The 16047-nt window shown below is 67.3% G+C and carries 18 protein-coding genes and 1 tRNA gene; 8 read left to right on the forward strand and 11 right to left on the reverse strand.

Annotated features, from left to right (window positions below; translation table 11 throughout):
- Positions 1 to 34 precede the first annotated feature (34 nt).
- The 4 genes from sigJ to HEB94_RS43405 form a co-directional block, all read right to left on the reverse strand.
- A complete protein-coding gene (gene sigJ, locus HEB94_RS43390; RefSeq protein ID WP_192755231.1) occupies positions 35 to 976 on the reverse strand; it encodes an RNA polymerase sigma factor SigJ in 942 nt (313 codons plus the stop codon).
- Between the two features lie 117 nt (positions 977 to 1093).
- Positions 1094 to 1390, reverse strand: coding sequence for a hypothetical protein (locus tag HEB94_RS43395; protein WP_192755232.1), 297 nt, complete (start codon positions 1388 to 1390; stop codon positions 1094 to 1096).
- 55 nt (positions 1391 to 1445) lie between these two features.
- Complete coding sequence (locus tag HEB94_RS43400; RefSeq protein WP_192755233.1) at positions 1446 to 1616, reverse strand: hypothetical protein; 171 nt, start codon at positions 1614 to 1616, stop codon at positions 1446 to 1448.
- Positions 1594 to 2148 (reverse strand): hypothetical protein, encoded by a 555-nt coding sequence (locus HEB94_RS43405; protein WP_192755234.1) that lies wholly within the window; start codon positions 2146 to 2148, stop codon positions 1594 to 1596. The genes HEB94_RS43400 and HEB94_RS43405 overlap by 23 nt, the downstream gene beginning before the upstream one ends.
- Here HEB94_RS43405 and HEB94_RS43410 point away from each other — a divergent pair.
- Entirely contained in the window at positions 2143 to 2400 is a 258-nt protein-coding gene (locus HEB94_RS43410; protein WP_192755235.1) for a hypothetical protein, read from the forward strand. The two genes, HEB94_RS43405 and HEB94_RS43410, sit on opposite strands and share 6 nt — an antisense overlap.
- A gap of 200 nt (positions 2401 to 2600) precedes the next feature.
- Positions 2601 to 3176: a dihydrofolate reductase family protein gene (locus HEB94_RS43415; RefSeq protein ID WP_192755236.1), complete on the forward strand. Its 576-nt coding sequence runs from the start codon at positions 2601 to 2603 to the stop codon at positions 3174 to 3176.
- On the opposite strand, the gene HEB94_RS51790 is transcribed toward HEB94_RS43415, so the two are convergent.
- Complete coding sequence (locus HEB94_RS51790) at positions 3151 to 4398, reverse strand: alpha/beta hydrolase fold domain-containing protein (protein WP_202896853.1); 1248 nt, start codon at positions 4396 to 4398, stop codon at positions 3151 to 3153. The genes HEB94_RS43415 and HEB94_RS51790 overlap by 26 nt on opposite strands.
- 143 nt (positions 4399 to 4541) lie before the next feature.
- On the opposite strand from HEB94_RS51790, the gene HEB94_RS43425 reads away from it, so the two are divergent.
- Positions 4542 to 5123 carry a TetR/AcrR family transcriptional regulator gene (locus HEB94_RS43425; RefSeq protein WP_192755237.1) on the forward strand — a complete coding sequence of 194 codons (582 nt, stop codon included), beginning with the start codon at positions 4542 to 4544 and terminating at the stop codon, positions 5121 to 5123.
- Between the two features lie 137 nt (positions 5124 to 5260).
- Here the strand turns inward: HEB94_RS43425 and HEB94_RS43430 are convergent, their stop codons facing one another.
- A complete protein-coding gene (locus HEB94_RS43430) occupies positions 5261 to 6235 on the reverse strand; it encodes a phosphotransferase family protein (RefSeq protein WP_192755238.1) in 975 nt (324 codons plus the stop codon).
- 510 nt (positions 6236 to 6745) lie between these two features.
- Here HEB94_RS43430 and HEB94_RS43435 point away from each other — a divergent pair.
- Positions 6746 to 8125 (forward strand): glycosyltransferase family 2 protein, encoded by a 1380-nt coding sequence (locus tag HEB94_RS43435; RefSeq protein ID WP_192755239.1) that lies wholly within the window; start codon positions 6746 to 6748, stop codon positions 8123 to 8125.
- A gap of 1537 nt (positions 8126 to 9662) precedes the next feature.
- Here the strand turns inward: HEB94_RS43435 and HEB94_RS43440 are convergent.
- From HEB94_RS43440 to HEB94_RS43450, 3 genes are all read right to left on the reverse strand, one after another.
- Complete coding sequence (locus HEB94_RS43440) at positions 9663 to 10202, reverse strand: GNAT family N-acetyltransferase (RefSeq protein WP_192755240.1); 540 nt, start codon at positions 10200 to 10202, stop codon at positions 9663 to 9665.
- A 96-nt stretch (positions 10203 to 10298) separates the two neighbouring features.
- On the reverse strand, positions 10299 to 10532 hold the full coding sequence (cutA, locus tag HEB94_RS54975) for a divalent cation tolerance protein CutA (RefSeq protein WP_202896854.1): 234 nt from the start codon (positions 10530 to 10532) through the stop codon (positions 10299 to 10301).
- Between the two features lie 77 nt (positions 10533 to 10609).
- Positions 10610 to 11218: a helix-turn-helix domain-containing protein gene (locus HEB94_RS43450; RefSeq protein WP_202896855.1), complete on the reverse strand. Its 609-nt coding sequence runs from the start codon at positions 11216 to 11218 to the stop codon at positions 10610 to 10612.
- 321 nt (positions 11219 to 11539) lie between these two features.
- Here HEB94_RS43450 and HEB94_RS43455 point away from each other — a divergent pair, with 321 nt between their 5' ends.
- Genes HEB94_RS43455 through HEB94_RS43470 form a run of 4 tightly spaced genes read left to right on the forward strand, consistent with a single transcriptional unit; the run spans position 11540 to position 14866 of the window.
- Complete coding sequence (locus tag HEB94_RS43455) at positions 11540 to 11776, forward strand: hypothetical protein (RefSeq protein WP_192755241.1); 237 nt, start codon at positions 11540 to 11542, stop codon at positions 11774 to 11776.
- A gap of 54 nt (positions 11777 to 11830) precedes the next feature.
- A complete protein-coding gene (locus HEB94_RS43460) occupies positions 11831 to 13528 on the forward strand; it encodes a replication initiator (protein ID WP_192755242.1) in 1698 nt (565 codons plus the stop codon).
- A gap of 34 nt (positions 13529 to 13562) precedes the next feature.
- Positions 13563 to 13751 carry a helix-turn-helix transcriptional regulator gene (locus HEB94_RS43465; RefSeq protein ID WP_192755243.1) on the forward strand — a complete coding sequence of 63 codons (189 nt, stop codon included), beginning with the start codon at positions 13563 to 13565 and terminating at the stop codon, positions 13749 to 13751.
- Entirely contained in the window at positions 13748 to 14866 is a 1119-nt protein-coding gene (locus HEB94_RS43470) for a tyrosine-type recombinase/integrase (RefSeq protein ID WP_192755244.1), read from the forward strand. Before HEB94_RS43465 ends, HEB94_RS43470 begins: the two co-directional genes overlap by 4 nt.
- A 25-nt stretch (positions 14867 to 14891) precedes the next feature.
- Here HEB94_RS43470 and HEB94_RS43475 read toward each other — a convergent pair.
- Both HEB94_RS43475 and HEB94_RS43480 read right to left on the reverse strand, forming a co-directional pair.
- Positions 14892 to 14967 (reverse strand) — tRNA-Arg (locus tag HEB94_RS43475).
- A 190-nt stretch (positions 14968 to 15157) separates the two neighbouring features.
- Positions 15158 to 16015: a methyltransferase domain-containing protein gene (locus HEB94_RS43480; RefSeq protein ID WP_192755245.1), complete on the reverse strand. Its 858-nt coding sequence runs from the start codon at positions 16013 to 16015 to the stop codon at positions 15158 to 15160.
- Between the last annotated feature and the right edge of the window lie 32 nt (positions 16016 to 16047).

The following is a 16047-nucleotide window of genomic DNA, read 5'->3' on the forward strand; positions in this document are numbered from 1 at the left end:
GCCGATTCCTGACAGGAGCCAATGGTGATACACGTCACATCATGAGCAGGGGCTCCCCATGGTTGGCCGCCGCCCATTGCTCGGTCGCGCGTTCGAGCTTGTCGGGGTTTGCCTGGGTACGGCAGGCAGTGATGCCCTCGGCGGTGACCTCCAGGCACATGATGGCGACGACCCGGCCTTCCACGACGGCCACAACGGCGGGTTCGCCATTGGCGGCCCAGGCGTATATCTCGGGCGAGCCGCCGACGATGGCGCGCTTGGCCTCGGCGGGCTTGAACATGGCCCACACGAACTTCGCGACCGCGACGGCTCCCTCGAACGCCTTGGTGCGTGCCGGAACCTTCCCTCCGCCGTCGCCGATGGAGATGGCGTCCTTGGTGAGCAGTCGTACGAGCTCATCGGTCTGGCCACTGGTGGCGGCCGCGAGGAACTCCTCGACGATCCGCTGGGCGGCGGCCTGGTCGATTTCGCTGCGGGCTTTGCCGTACGCGACATGCTTCTTGGCACGGTGAAAGATCTGCTGGCTGGCGGCCTCGGTGATGTCGAGGATCTCGGCGATCTCCCGGTGCGGGTAGTCGAAGGCCTCCCGCAGCACGTACACGGCCCGTTCGTTGGGGGACAGGCGCTCCATGAGCGTGAGGACCGCGTACGAGACCGATTCGCGCTGCTCAGCGGTGCCGGCCGGGCCGAGCATCGGGTCCCCCGCGAGCAGCGGCTCAGGGAGCCATCGGCCCACGTAGGTCTCGCGGCGTGCCCGCGCGGAGGTGAGCTGGTTGAGGCACAGGTTGGTGAGTACCTTCGTCAGCCAAGCCTCGGGGACCTCGACGCGGTCGACGTCGGCGGCCTGCCAGCGCAAGAACGTCTCCTGCACGACGTCCTCTGCCTCGTCCGCGGAGCCGAGGAAACGGTAGGCGATGGCCTCCAGACGAGGCCTCGATAGCTCGAATCGGTCGACGTCATCCACCGTCAAAGGCATGATCTGATCATATTCCCGCCGTGTGCCCGTGGAGTTCCTGAGCGACGACCAAGGTCGCGACGTACGGTCGGCCTCGGCGACCGCGTGGGCGTGCGCGCCCCATATTTGGCGGGACTGTCATCGTTCGCCGGTCCGCCGGCCGCGTGGCCGCGTGGGTTGTTCGGGCTGCCCTGCCTCGACATGGGCCTGTGCCTCATGTAACTCCTCGCGTGCGGCGGCGAGGTCGGCGAGGACCTGCTGACGCTCGGCTCGGGCTGCGGCGATGTCCTGGCGCTGTTCCTCGACGCGGGCCCGTAGGTCGGCTCGGCCTTCCTCGAGTCCGCTGATTCTGGCGTCGTAGGACTCTCGCAAGAGGTCGCGTTCGCGTTGGGCATCCTCACGTACCCGCTGCAGGTCGGCCCGAATGTCGGTCACCTCCTGGTGGGCGCGGCTTACCTCTCTGTCGGCTGAAGCCTTCGCCGCCGTGGCTTCACGGAGGGCCTCGTCTCTTTTCAGCCAGAGCGGCGGCCATGCGCTGCTGCGCCTCCTCAGTCTCGACCCGGGCTGCGGCGACCTGCGCCGCGGCGTCGGTGCGGAGCCGGGAGATCTGCTGCTCGGCGTCGGCGAGCGAGGCGGCGCTACGCTGCTCGGCCTGCTCCACCTGCGCGGCGGCTTCCTACCCCCACCCGTGCGATCTCGGCGTCGGCATCGGTGCGGACCTGGCTGACCTGCCGTTCGGCCTCGGCCCGGGCAACGCTGATCCTCTCGTCCCGATCTCGCTGCGCAGCGGACTTGGCCAGCTCCGCGCTCTCGGCGCGTTCGTCGGCGGCCGCCGCGTGCTGCTCAGCTTCTTCCTGGGTGCGTCGGGCCGCTTCGGCGGCTTCCCACGCCGCTTCGCTCTCCTCGATCGCCTCCCTCGCCGCGGCCTCGGCGGTGGCCGCGCGGGCCTCGGCCCGGCGCTGGGCAGCCTCGGCGTCAGCGAGCCGGGCGCGCACCCGTTCCGGGTCAACCTGAGCCAGATCGCCGCGGACCCGGCGGATCAACGCGGGCAACCGCCGGCCGACATCCTCCAGCGAGGCAAGCGGGTCGTCGTCCTGCCCAGCCGCGGCTTCGGCGGCCGCAGTCTCCATGCTCCGCCCCTCCGGCCCGGTCCAGTACCCGAAGAACGCCCGCTTGTCGAAGGCGAAGTGCATCGCGTCGCGCGACGCGAACACCTCACCCAGAAGCTGGCCGAACGCGACGCGCTGCTCGCCACCGAACTGGAGGGTTTCGACCTGCCCCGGGTCACCATGCTGGAGACGGAGTACCTCCGCGCGGTCACCCAGGCCGAACTCGACTGGATCGACCAGGTCCTCGCCGGCTTACACGAGGGCAGCATCACCTGGAGCCGAGAGGAACTCCAGGCCGCCGCTGCCCAACTGAGCGAACACAGCGGGTCGGAATAGGCAGCCGCGTCCAGGCGGCTCCAGGCAGCCCCGGGCGGTAGGGCGCCGTATTCGCCGGCTCACAACCGGCGTACCAGAAAGTCCTTGAAAGAAATCCGGGAGGCGGTGTCGGATCGGGGGCAGTGGTGTTCGTTGCAGGGGTGAGCGGCCGCCCACGAGGGACGTCGCCACACCGACCTACCGCACTCGAGGAGAACGACATGACCGCGACCTACACCTTCGACGTCTTTTCCAGCCTCGACGGCTACGGCGCCGCCAGCGCCAACTGGACCGGCTACTGGGGTAAGCAGGGCCCCGAGTTGCTCGACCACCGCCTTGCCTTGTACGGCGCGGAGCAGCGGATGGTCTTCGGCGGCAACACCTATCGGGCGTTCGCGCGGATGCTGGCCTCGAGCACCGAGGAGTCCGAAGCGCGTGACCCATGGGTCACGCGGATGAGGAGCCTTCCTACAACGGTGGTGTCGACGACACTCGAAGGCCCCCTCGACTGGCCGGACGCGACCCTCGAGAGCGGTGACGCCGTCGAGGTCGTCGCTCGGCTCAAGAAGGAGTCGGAGGTGCCGTTGCGCTCGCACGGCAGCCTGTCGCTGAACCGGGCGCTGATGGCCGCCGGCCTGGTCGACCTCGTGCAGGTGACGCTCTTCCCTGCCATCACCGGCCAGACCGGCGTGAACCCGATCTTCCACGGGGCGGCCGACTTCGACCTGGAACTGGTGGAGCACCGGACGCTGGACGGTCACATCCAGGAGCTCACCTACCGACCCACCCTCCACTGACCCGTACGGATTCGAGGAGGATCCGTCCTGCCTCCATCCGTCCAGGCGCTGTCCCGCTAGGGCTGGGGCGTCCGCTCTCGTGATCTGACCCAGGCGGCGAAGCCCTCGATCGCGTCGACGACCGCCTCGAAGCGGAACGAGTGGTAGAGGTCGAAGGCGTGGTTGCCGCCGCGCAACTCTGCGTAGACAACCGGGTTGGCCGAGGTACGGCGTAGCTGGTCGGCGAAGTGCCGGGCGTCCGCCACGGGCACCAGCGGGTCCAGGTCGCCGTGCGCCACGAGGAACGGCGGTCCGCGGTGATGTGGGCCAGCGGCGAGGACTCGGGCCCCTGGCCGAAGTACGGGCCGTACCAGCCGTTCAGGTAGATGGCACCGGTCACGGAGGTGTCGGCGTTCTCGAAGCCCGGCTGGAAGGCGGGGTCGTTCTGGGTGAGCGCGGCCAGCCCCGCCATGTGCCCGCCCGCCGAACTGCCCGCGACCCACAGCGTCGTCGGATCGGCGCCGTACTCGTGGGCGTGCTCGCGCACCCAGGCGATGACCTTCTTGAGGTCGATCAGGTGGTCTGGATGCTGGGCCCCGGGCCGTAGCCGGTAGTTGGCGCTGATGCACACCCAGCCCTGACTGGCCAGCCGGTAGAGCAGCGGCAACGACTGGCTGTTCTTGTGGCCCCCGGAGTAGTGGCCGCCATGCAGGTGGATCATGACGGGCGCGCCTTGCGGACGCGAGCGGTAATGGTAAAGGTCGAGCAGGTTGCGGCGGCCCGCGTCACCGTAGGCGAGGTTGGCAACGCGCCGGACATCTGGGCGGCGCTTGAGGATGGGCAGGAACAGGATGCGGGCCAGCGGGAGGCGGCGCCCCAGTCGTTCAGCGAGGTCGGCGTCGATGGCGGCCCGCCACCCGGCGCCCAGCCCTTCGGCCATCGCATGCTCGATCCTCGCCCGGTCCCCCAGCGCGCGGTGGGCGATGACAGCGAGCCCGGGCGTGGTCACGGCGGCCAGTCCGACGATCGCCCAAGCGCCCACCGAGTCGATGTCGCCTTCGGTGAACGCCAGTGCCGTCGGGAGCAGCAGCAGCCAGAAGAAGGCCGCGAAGGGCAGTTCGTTGGCGGCCAGGCCGAAGTAGTAGCTCGGGCGGCCGAGCGGACGTGAGAACGGCACCGGCCGCAGCGCGAACAGCACGCCGATCGCGGCCAATCCCACGCTGATCAGATAGCCGACGGGCACGAAACCTCCAAGGACGAACAAGGTCCGACCGAAGATCGCAACCACGTGCGTGCCGACGACAGGCCCTCCCCGCAGAACTGCGGGGAGGGCCCCCAACCCTAAGGTAAACGACACGTGTCGTGTACATGCTCGTGTCCAGGGGCATGGCACCGAACGCAGCGCGCCGCAGCGAGAGCAGCCGAAAGGCGATTCTCGCCGCCACCGCGGAACTCTGCGGCGAGAACGGTTACGCGCGGCTGACCATCGAGGCCATCGCCGCCCGTGCCGGGGTGAGCAAGAAGACCATCTACCGGTGGTGGCCGTCCAAGGGCGCGGTCGTCCTGGAGCTCCTCGACCAGACCGCGACCATCGCCATCGAACCGCCCGACAGCGGGGATCTGGCCACCGACCTGCGCACCCTGTTGACCGAGGTCATCGGCATGCTCACCCCGCCGGAGACCTCGCCCGGCATCGGACTGATCGCCGAGGCACTGCATGACCCCGACCTCGCCCGTGAGCTGCGTGAACGCCTCATCCGACCGCGCATCGCCACGTTCAAGCAACGGCTCCGCCGAGCCCAGGACGCCGGCCAGCTATCCCCGGACGCCGACCTCGACGTCGCGCTCGACCTGTTGTACGGCCCGCTCTATCACCGCATGGTCTTTCATCTCGGCATGCCCGACCCCAGCTACCTCGACTCCCTCATCGCCCACACCCTGCGCGCACTCACCCCACCGCGTCACTGACAGCCGGCGCCGCACAGGCCTGGGCAGTTGAGCACACGAGCACCTCGCCTGCGTTGCGTTGGTGTCGTCGGTTGCTACCTTCGTCATGGCTGCAGCAGTCACGGTCATCTGGCAGACCAGACAGCTGGCTCTGACGCTCAGGAGACTGGTCCCTTCAGTAATTCTGACCACGGGCTCGGATGGGCAGTTGAGACGAATCTCAGAATCTCGAAAAATCTCGCCTGCCTCGGAGCAGACCAATGCCGCTTCTCGGATGTGGATGGCTTACCGCGCAACTTGGCGAGCGCCCAGAACAGCTGATACCAGAGCGCGCGGGCTTCCAAGGACCTACCTTCACTGCATATATCGCTGGTGGAACCCCGGGATTGGGTAGCCGAACGATATCCGGAGAGGAGGCCGGGAAGCGCTCGCACCGGGAGATAGAGGAAGTCTCGGACCGGATCTCCCCAGCCGGCTTTTCCCCAGTCGATAATCGCTGCAACCTGACCTTTACCATCAACAATCAGGTTCGACGGGCTAACGTCGCCGTGCAGCAATACGGATTCCGCGATGGAGGCGCCCTGGGTCTCCAAGAAGGCAAACCAGTCCGTCAGCCATCGTGCTTGAATTCTACCCAACTCGCCAGCTTTGACTAAGCTCTCAACCAATCGCTCGGCCGCAAATTCGGATGGTTCAGAGACGCCAGCGATCGAGCCGATGTCGTTTCTGCGGAGCTCATGGAGCACGGCCAGAATCTCGGCCAGCGACGCATGCGTTCGGACGCTTGCCCCAGGCTCGTACCCGAACTCTCCCAAGGTCGGTCCGTGAACTCGCTCGAGGATCATGTAGGGGACGTCGACTGTTTTGCGGCTCGCGTCGTAACTGACGAGAGTTGCCGTGGGCACTCCCGCACTCTGTGCGAGAGGGATCACGGCCGCCTCCTTCGCCAGGAGGCCCTCGTGGACCGGCTTACGGGGGATGCGAAGAACGAGATCCTGCCCCAGGAACACGGTCAGATTGACCTGTCCCTGCTGTGGCACGGGGGTTACGTCCGCAGCCGATACTCCATAGTGGGCAGCGATGACGTTGACATCGTCGGCCAACGAGTTCGAAGCGTCGGCACCGTCAGGCATACGTGCCCCCTCGGTCGCAGTCGTCGCGCCATCTGCGCGTGTGAATGCAATCACAAGGTATCCTCGCCTCCAAGTTCCTGGCCGGCTGCGGCCAACCTCGCGAGCGACGCCGGCGAGTGCTGGACGTACCGCCAGGCGGCGCTTCGTGGAGGTGACTCGGCTCGTCTACCTCGTCCGCCGTCACGGCATCCCTGACGCTCAGAGGGGTGCGGGGACGTCCTCACCGCCTCTAAGCCCGGATTCACCGAGCCGCTCTCCGCACTGCAGGGGGCCGCCTGCTCATCCTGTTGCGTCAGGCTGGCCGGCTGCCGCCATGGTCGGTCCTGGCGCCCACGCAGCATCACTCCTCGCTGCGGCAATCGGCCTGACTACGAGACCGATCTAGCCGAGGACGCCTCCCTCCAGGCCGAGCGCGCAGGAATCTGAGCCCGCGATCTCCCGGGATTCCGTCGGAACCAAACCGAATGCGGTCATCGCGGATTCTCGGATTCTCTTCCCAATCGTTGTGCGATGTTTCTGGGGGGAAGAAGTGTCTTGTGCCATTACGTCCGCGTCGCCGATATGCTGCCGCCAGGCGCGAGGCCAGCAGGCGTCGTTCGATCTAGAGCCAGGACCGGCCTGCTCAACCAGTGGGGCCGGCGAGCCGCCGCCGTCGCCGCCCTTGCGGTCATGCTCGACTGGCACCGCTATTCCGAATTCACCGCCGCGACCGCCGTGTTCGCGTTAACGAGCGGGTTTTTCCTGTTCATTCTGTTTACCGCGAGCAGACAGCTGAGCTGGGACGACCGGCCTATCCCGAAGGGCCGTATCGTCGCCGCGGTGCCCGCGTACAACGAGGACCCGTTCACGCTCCACGCTTGCATCCGAAGCTTGCTGAACCAGACCTGCCCCATCGATGCGATCTACGTCGTCGACGACGGCAGCGAGACACCCGCCCCGGTGCTACGGGACCCGCGGGTGCACTGGAAGCGGACCGAGAACGGCGGGAAGCGTCACGCCCAGGCCATCGGGCTGATCGCCGAGAAAAGTCGCGCCGACTTCATCGTCACCGTCGACAGCGACTCGATTGTCGCCCTGGACGGCGTGGAGCGGCTCCTGCGCACCTTCTCCGACCCGCGTGTCCAGGCCGCGGCAGGGCTGCCGGTGTTGCGAAACCGGACGAAGAACCTTCTCACCCGGCTTGCCGACATGGAGATCGTCTTCGGCTGCCTCACGGTCCGCCGAGCTCGGTCCGCGCTAGGCGCCGTGTTGCCCACCTCTGGCGCGTTCGCGGCGTACCGGGCCGAAGTCTTTTTCGACAACATCACCGACTACCTGTCGTCGGGCACCTACGGCGACGACCGCCGGCTCACCCACTATGCGCTGCAGCGTGGCCGGGTGGTCAGCGTCGACGAGGCGGTCGTCGAGACGAACATGCCCACCACACTGCGGACGGTGTTCAAGCAACGGGTCCGCTGGTACAAGGGGTCGTTCCGGTATCTACCGTGGGAGCTCCGCAACCTGAAGTTCTCTCCGGTCGTGTTCCGTCTGTGGAACCTGTCGTTGTTCCTGGCGTACCCGATCTTCGTCTTCCACGGTCTCGCCATCCTGCCGCTCACCGGCGGGACGGCTAACTGGACGCCGCCGCTGTACTGGCTGACTCTGCTGTACGTTCAAGGGCTCGCTTATGTCATCGGCCGCAAGGGCGTCCCCCCGGTCGAGCGGCTTGCGTTGTGGTTGTTCCTGACGCCGCTGGTGTCGTTGTTCCAGATGTTGCTGCTCCGGCCGGCGATGTACTGGGCGACAACGCAGGTCCGCTCCGAATCATGGGCGACCCGCGGATCTCCTGCCGTTGTCGCCTCGCCCATGGCGGCCGTCGTACCGGCCAGGCCGACGAACGCAGCCGTGTAGATCGGCCCATTGAACAGCAGGATTTACAAACGGTGATCCGCCGGCGCGGCTGGCCCCTAAGGCACGTTCATTCGGACCCTGGCGTCTATCGGGCTGCGCTGGGGTGAGGCAACGGCTCTCCGGGTCCGAGATGTCGATCTGGACCGCGGCCGACTGGACGTACGGCGCGCATTCGACGACATCGACGGTCTGGCCGGACAGACTGACGGTTCACGGACTACGGGCACACGGCGGCTTCGCTCTACATCTCGGCGTGCACTCCGCCGAAGGCAGTCCAGCGGATCCTGGGCCATGCCTTCGTGGTCATGACCACGGACCTGTACGGCCACCTCTACCCGGACGAGATGGACACCTGGGCCGCGCGTCTGAACGAGGTCGCGAGCCGATCCGGAGTATGGCCAAGGCGGCCCTGGTGGCGGACTCGGAGCGGAGGTTGATCGATGATCATGGCGCTGACGTGCTGTTTTGCTGGTGCCCCCGGCAGGATTCGAACCTGCGACCCACGGTTTAGGAACTTGCTAGGACGTGTTTCGTCCCTCGCCTGGATGAGGGCTGACCTGCGGAAACGCCCTTCGATGGGATTGATCGTTTGGCGTCTTCTGACGGCGATGTGTGGCCAAATTGCGGCCAGTCCGCTGCCTGTTAGTCGACGCCTGGTGGTAGCACGTCCCATCCGCCCCGGTACCACATCCACCGGTTGGCGTACCGGTCCAGGAACGGCACATAGAACCAGATACGCACCCACAGGGGCATTCGATGCAGATGGAGTCGGGCACCGGTTGGCGGCGTCCAGTCCCAGGGCGGGATCGTTCCCTCGGGTGCCGTCCATCCTCCTGGCGATGCAACCGCGTGATCCCGCCAGAGTGCGGTCAGTCGCTCATGCTCGCGCCTGCTCCATTCTGGCGATGGAAACCCCTCCACAACGCCATCATCCCTGGTCGGGGCGGCTTCGCCGGCGGACCTGGCAGCTCGGAGGGTTCGCGGGTTTGGCCGGTGGCCTGGCTTGGTCCGGGAGAGTGGGGGCCCGTAGCCTGTCCCGGCTCGGCGGGCGGCGTGCCGCCTGCCCGCAATCACCCGCCGTGGGCCCCCGCTCTTCGGGACCCGGACCAAGCGAGGTGGCTAAAGCCGCGGGCCCGCCCCGGCCACCGCCTGGTCCTTGAGGACCCGGTGCCGACGCTGTGAGGGTCGTCAGAGTCTTGGCGGCCCTCTTTTCGCGCCCAGCCGCGACGGCCGACCGGGCGCCGAAGGCGCGGAGGGAGGGACCGGCGCCATCGGGCGGGCGCGGCGGCCCGGTTGGGGCCGCCCTTGAAGACGTGAGGAAAGTCCTCACCGGTTGAAAGTCGAGTCCGTTGTGTTCCGTCGGCTGATGTGCGACAGCCGTCCGCCAGGTGACCTGCGACGGTTGCGCAGCGGGTTGCGGCATGCCGTGGGTGTTCGTCTTAGCCATGCAGATCAAGTACGCGCCGTGCTTATCACGGGTTCCATGGCGCGCGACAGACGAGCCGATCTTTGCGTTGGCGATTCCGGCTATCTGGTATCAGGGCGCGCCTACAGCGCGCCCTCCCCCGGCGCTCGGCCTTGCAGGCAGGCTTGAGGCCCGTCCTCGGCCGGGCCTGGGACGCAGCAGACGGGTGTCCTTGCGAAGCAACGTGACAGTGGTCTCGTACAGTTCGACGGTGCCGTCCTCTGCCTGCTGATTCCAGGATGCGGCCTCAGAGCCGTAGACCACGTAGCCCAGCCGCTCGTAGAGCGCCTGGGCGCGCGGGTTGTTCTGCTCTGCGCCGAGCTCCGCCCAGGGCAGTCCTCGCGCCCGAATGCGCTCCTCGGACGCACGGATCAGGACAGTTCCGATGCCGAGAGACCGCAGCTCGGCGCGGACAGAGAGCCACCAGATCTCCCCGTACCCCGGCTTCTTCTCGTAGCTCACCGCGCCCTTCGCCACCGGCATACCCGAGCGCGTGCACACCACCAGATGGTCGACGGCACCGCTGCGCGCCTGTTCAAGGTGTTCGGGCATATTGTCCAGGTAGATCGGGGGATAGAAGCAGGCGAGGTCCGGCAGGTCGGCCTCTTCCATGTCCCGGACTGTCAGGTGCAGGTCCACCACGTCCGTGTAGACAGGCCCCACGATCGCTCACCCCTCGCTCATTAAAAGGCGGTTGCTACGACGTGCTCAGGGGGCATCGTCCTGCAACATCTGCGAATCCGGAACCGAATTTTCATTCGCGATCGGTACGGCGATGACGCACGGAACCTCGTACGGGTGTGCTTGCCGTGCTCGTTCGGTGATGGCGGGAACGAGGTCGGCACGGGTATGGAGTGCGATGCGGGTCTCGCTCTGGTCGTGGGCCTGGCTGGCCCATCGGTAGATGGAACGGATCGGGTGTTGAGGTGACCGCAGGCGCACAGTCGCTCGTCGACGAGCGGGGTGGGTGAGTGAGGTTGGCGAGCCAGTCGGCGTCTGTGACGGTTACCTCGCTGACGTCATCCTTGGTTGGGCTCGTTGGCTTTGGGCTGGTCGATGATGCCGCGGGCGTCGTCTTCGGACTTTGCGAGTCCGACCCGGCCGGTCATGATCTGCCTGTCGTCGCTCAGCCCGACCCAGCGCCCCAGGGCGCTGTCGCCGTGGGCGTGCAGGACGATGTAGACGGTTCCCTTCGAGCGCACCGATCCGTCGGCGGCGGTGTACCAGCCCGTCAGGATCTCGTTGTCCCACAGTCGTAGCTCGCCACTCCACATGTGGCCATCTTCGGCGGAGGTGCCGCGGGTCGTGGTGACGGCGTGGATGAGTTCGACCTGCTGGTCGATCCTGATCTCCTGGGCGGTGATGACCTGCTGGTGGTCCTTCGACGTCTGCCAGGACGCCCACCAGTCACCGGTGAGGTTGATGCGATGGGTGGGCATGCCGGCGAGCTCTGCGAGTGAGATGTCCAGTGCCTTTGCGATGGCTACTGCAACGGGAAACAACGGCTGTTGTTCGCCCGCTTCGTATCTCCTGATCTGCCGCATGTGTACGCCGGTTGCCTGTGCCAGCTGTGTTTGTGACAAGCCCAGTTCACGGCGGCGGCCTCGGAGCACCTGCGACATGTCCATGGCTACATCTTCCAAGGACGCGTCCTTCCTTGACAACGGGACTCATCGGTCCCACGATGGTCGGGCTGTCCGCTGAGCGGACTTGCTGGCCCTCTTTGTGGGCAACTTCGTTGCGCGCGGCTCGCCGTCAGATCGGCTGACCCTCTGAGAGTCGGGTGCGTAGCTGGCGCCACACGGTGGCGTGTGGTGAGGCGTGGTGCCTCCTCTTCTGTTGATTCCAGGTAAGGGACCTCGGTGTCCTGCGGTTTCGCCTGCAGTCCATGGCGAACGAATGTGCGGCGACATCTACCACGCTCACCGGACGGAGAAGGAAGGTCGGCCATGGTTGTGCGTTCGTATCAGGTGTGGGGTGCGGCGTGTGACTCCTGCGATGCGGAGTTCGAGACCGGCCACAACGAGATGCCCTGCGAGCGGGAGGACCTGGCGGACTTCGGCTGGGCTGTCGACGGTGACAACGCCTTGTGCCCCGCCTGCGCGGCCAGGGAGGGCGCCCGACCTGAGGACCGCAAGGTCACCCGCCTCGCCGACAGGCGGAATAGCGCTGGGCGGCGTGTGTGAGCGACTCGACGGTGACCATTACCCCCCGACACCACTCCCGAGGTGGCGGGGGCGGTGGCCCCTGGTGAGATGATCCGGATTGTCGACGAGAACGGTGCGGTTTGGCTGCGCACCATGCCCAAACCGACGCCGGACGGTATGGATCTGACGGACCTGCGCGGTGCGGATCGGTTCTCTGCCTCGACGACGGCGATGGCCCGCGGTGCCTCAGCCGGCTATGGGCGCTGGCTCTCGCACGTGCATTCGGCGGCCGGTTGTTCTCAGCCGGTGCGGCTGGCGGGCATGGTCTGCACCACGAGCGTCAACACCAGAACGGGTGAGGTCACCGAGTCCAGGACGGTGACCGAGGACATGCCCGACGGGGTGATTTACAAGGCCTGCGGCAACCGTCGGGCGTCGGTGTGTCCGTCGTGTGCGGAGATCTACCGGGCTGATGCCTACCAGTTGGTGCTCGCGGGAATGCGCGGCGGCAAAGGCGTCCCCGAAACAGTCAGTGGCCATCCCGCGGTGTTCGCCACGGCCACCGCGCCTGGGTTCGGTGTTGTGCACACGACCCGTTCGAACAAGAAGAGCGGCAAGCCCGAGCCTTGCAGAGCCCGCAGGACGCCGGAGCTCTGCCCGCACGGGGTGGACATGCGGTGCATGACCAGACATGGCGAGGGGGACGAGCGGCTCGGCAGGCCGTTGTGCGCGGACTGCTACGACTACGACCACCACGCTGTGTGGAACACCTATGCCGGTGAACTGTGGCGGTACACCACGATGAAAGCCAACCGGCAACTACGGAAGTGGGCGCGCCGCCACGGCTACGCCGAACGGGTCGAGAACCCCGACACTGGCAAGGTCGAGCGCAAGGTGCCGGTGCGGATCTCGTTCGGGAAGGTCGCGGAGTTCCAGCGCCGCGGCCTGGTCCACTTCCACATCCTCGCCCGCTTCGACGGCGTCCACCCCCTCGACCCCAACCTGGTGGTGCCACCACCGGAGTGGGCGAACATGTTCCTGCTGTCCTGGATCCTCGAACAGTCCGTCGCCGAGACGACGTACCGGACACCGCCACACGTGGTTCACGACCACGACGGTCACACGCTCGTCGACCAGCCCAACGGATGGCTGCTGCAGTGGGGATCGCAGGTCGATGTCCGCCCCGTCCGGCTACGCGGAGACGACAAGCTCAACGGCGAACGCGTCGCCAACGAGCTCGACAACACCGACCAGGCCAACCAGACCGATCGGCAAGGGCGCCGGCGGCTGCTGTCCGGCCCAGCGGTGGCCGGCTATCTGGCCAAGTACGCGACCAAGGCGACCGAGGCGGCCGGGCACACCTCGCGCAAGATCACCGAGGAGAGCGTCGACTTCTACGCCAACGACACCCACCCCGGCCGGTTGATCGAGGCGTGCTGGCGGCTGGGCCAGCAAGGTCGACAGTCAACCGAGGAGTGGTGGGAGAGCAAGTACTACGCCCTACGGCGGTGGGCGCACATGCTCGGCTACGGCGGCCACTTCTTCTCCAAGTCCCGCCGCTACTCCACCACCTTCAAACGCCTCCGCCAAGCCCGCATCGACTACCGCCGCGCCCACCACGAATCGGCCGAGCACCTCGAGGAGAACGAGGTCCTGGAGGTCATCGGCCAACTCGTCTACGCCGGTTCGGGCTGGCACACCACCGGCGACGCCATGCTCGCCAACACCGCCGCCGCCATGGCCCGCGAACGGCGACAGACCGGACGGCTGGAGGTCGCAACGTCAGGTTGAAAGGCATCGACTGCATTGCAGGGAAGGGATCTGGATGGTGAGTCACGAGCGACTGTGGACGCCGACGCAGGTGTGTGAGTACCTGGGCGTGCCGATCGACACGCTGTATCGGTGGCGCTACATCGGCACCGGCCCGAAGGCCGCACGCATCGGGAAGCACCTGCGCTACGACCCGGCCGACGTGTACGCCTGGGTGGAGGAACAGAAGGCGACAGCGGCATGAGCGTCGAGAAACGAGGCGACCGGTGGCGGGCCAGATACCGCGGACCCGACGGCCGCGAGCGCAACAAAAGCTTCCGCCGCAAGCTCGACGCCCAACGCTGGCTTGCGGACCAGAAGGTTCGGATGTCTCGCGGGGAGTGGGTCGATCCGGCGGCCTTACGAGTGCAGTTCGGCGTGGTCGCGCGAGAGTGGTTCGACGGCACGTTGCACCTGAAGCCGCGAACGCGTTCCTCGTATCGCCGACTTCTGGATCTGCGGCTGCTGCCGAGATGGGAGCACGTCCCCATGGGCAAGGTTGCCGGTCATCTTCCCGAGTGGATCAGCGAGCTTGCTGGTACCGGTTTGTCCGCCTCTCAGGTTCGGCAGGCGGTCTACGTGTTCTCGTCGGTGTGCCAGCATGCGATCCGGACCGGGCGGTTGTTGGCCAACCCAGTCGTCGGGATCAAGCTGCCGAAGCTCGTGCCGTCAGGAGAACGGAGGTTCCTGAGTCACGCCGAGGTCGCCAGGCTCGCCGGCGCGGCTGGCGCGTACGGCACGTTCATCCGGACCCTGGCGTACACCGGGCTGCGCTGGGGTGAGGCAACGGCTCTCCGGGTACGGGATGTCGACCTGGACCGCGGCCGACTGGACGTTCGGCGGGCATTCGCCGACATCGACGGCCAGCTCGTCGAGGGGAAGCCCAAGACGCACCAGTCGCGAACGGTCCCCCTCCTCCCGGCTCTCCGGGACGAGCTCCGCGCCCTGGTCGTGGAGCGCAACCGCGACGCCTTGGTGTTCACCGCACCTGAGGGTGGGCCACTTCGCGTCGGCAACTTCCGTCAGCGGGTGTGGTCGCCCGCGGTGAGAGGGGCGGGCCTGGACGGACTGACCATTCACGGGCTGCGACACACGGCGGCGTCGCTCTACATCTCGGCATGCACCCCGCCGAAGGTGGTCCAGCGGATCCTCGGCCACGCCTCCGTCGTCATGACCATGGACCTCTACGGCCACCTCTACCCGGACGAGATGGACGTCTGGGCGGCACGTCTGAACGAGGTCGCCAGCCGATCCGGGGTGTGGCCAGAGCGTGGCCAAAACGGCTCTGTCGGCGACGTCGAAACGGAGAATGATCAGTGATCATGGCTCTGACGTGCGGTTTTGCTGGTGCCCCCGGCAGGATTCGAACCTGCGACACACGGTTTAGGAAACCGTTGCTCTATCCCCTGAGCTACGAGGGCGACGGCTGAGAGGCTACCGCCCGACCTCTACCAGGCCACATCAGGGCATACCTCAGCGGGATCGGCGGCCAACGGCGAGCCCTCCGAGAGGGTGCCAGTCACGGGCAAGACCGGGCATCTCCGGCGCGGTGAGGCCCAAGGTCGCGGCCGACGAACCGGTCCCCGACCACAGGTCACCGCCGGCTCCCCGCTACCCGACGCCGGGGTCCCGGCGGTCCGGCGACGGCCTGGTCCAGTAGACGGCCGTGACGTACGGCAGGACGACCTGCGAACGTTCGGCCAGCCCGTGACGCCGGAGCAGCGCCCACGCCTCGTCCCTGACGTCCTCCTGCCCTGCCGCCGGGAGGTTCGCGACGGCACTGGAGGACATCAGCCGGTCGACCAGCCGCTCGGGTGTCGTCGTCTGTGGGTTCGGGAGACGCGCCTCCCGCAGCGGCGACCAACCCGTCAGGCCGTCGAAGAAGCCGCGCCACGCGCCGTCGCGGGCGCTGGGCGAACCCGCGGGGCGCCGGCGATAGGTGATGTCGGCGAACTCGGCCACCCACTCCACGGACTCGTCGTAGAGATTCCACAGCAGCCCCAGCCCACCGGAGCCGGGCCGGAGCAGCCGCCGTACCTCCTGGATCGCGCGGGCGGCGTCGAACCAGTGCCACGCCGTGGCCGCGACCACCGCGTCGGCACATCCCTCGCGCAGGCCGGTGGCCTCAGCCTCACCCGCGTGCGGGGTCACCCGACCTGGGCCGGCGAGCTCGGAGCCAGAGACATCGGAGCCGGAGTCCGCGCCGGAGTCCGGGCCGGAGACGTCCGAGCCGGTGATGTGCGCCCGCATCGCCGCCGATGGTTCGACGGCAGTGACCTCGAATCCGTGGTTGGCCAACAGCCGACTGAAGGCGCCGGTCCCAGCGCCGAGGTCGACCACGTGCCCGCCCGATGCCAACCCGAGACCGCTCACGAGAGCGTCGACGGCAGCGTCGGGATAGGCGGGCCGGGAACGACGGTAGGCGTCCGCCACACCGTCGAATCCCCGGCCGGCGGATTGGGTGGCCACCCGCCCAACGTTACTGAAGAGGTTCCGCCGGG

The sequence above is a fragment of the Actinopolymorpha pittospori genome (assembly GCF_014873875.1).
Taxonomy (GTDB): domain Bacteria; phylum Actinomycetota; class Actinomycetes; order Propionibacteriales; family Actinopolymorphaceae; genus Actinopolymorpha; species Actinopolymorpha pittospori.

Bases quoted from the DNA above. Each gene is read 5' to 3' on its own strand.
- sigJ (WP_192755231.1), bottom strand. From the start codon at position 976: ATGCCTTTGACGGTGGATGACGTCGACCGATTCGAGCTATCGAGGCCT.
- HEB94_RS43405 (WP_192755234.1), bottom strand. From the start codon at position 2,148: ATGCACTTCGCCTTCGACAAGCGGGCGTTCTTCGGGTACTGGACCGGG.
- HEB94_RS43415 (WP_192755236.1), top strand. From the start codon at position 2,601: ATGACCGCGACCTACACCTTCGACGTCTTTTCCAGCCTCGACGGCTAC.
- HEB94_RS43425 (WP_192755237.1), top strand. From the start codon at position 4,542: ATGGCACCGAACGCAGCGCGCCGCAGCGAGAGCAGCCGAAAGGCGATT.
- HEB94_RS43430 (WP_192755238.1), bottom strand. From the start codon at position 6,235: ATGCCTGACGGTGCCGACGCTTCGAACTCGTTGGCCGACGATGTCAAC.
- HEB94_RS43435 (WP_192755239.1), top strand. From the start codon at position 6,746: ATGTTTCTGGGGGGAAGAAGTGTCTTGTGCCATTACGTCCGCGTCGCC.
- HEB94_RS43440 (WP_192755240.1), bottom strand. From the start codon at position 10,202: ATGGAAGAGGCCGACCTGCCGGACCTCGCCTGCTTCTATCCCCCGATC.
- HEB94_RS43450 (WP_202896855.1), bottom strand. From the start codon at position 11,218: ATGGACATGTCGCAGGTGCTCCGAGGCCGCCGCCGTGAACTGGGCTTG.
- HEB94_RS43455 (WP_192755241.1), top strand. From the start codon at position 11,540: ATGGTTGTGCGTTCGTATCAGGTGTGGGGTGCGGCGTGTGACTCCTGC.
- HEB94_RS43465 (WP_192755243.1), top strand. From the start codon at position 13,563: ATGGTGAGTCACGAGCGACTGTGGACGCCGACGCAGGTGTGTGAGTAC.
- HEB94_RS43470 (WP_192755244.1), top strand. From the start codon at position 13,748: ATGAGCGTCGAGAAACGAGGCGACCGGTGGCGGGCCAGATACCGCGGA.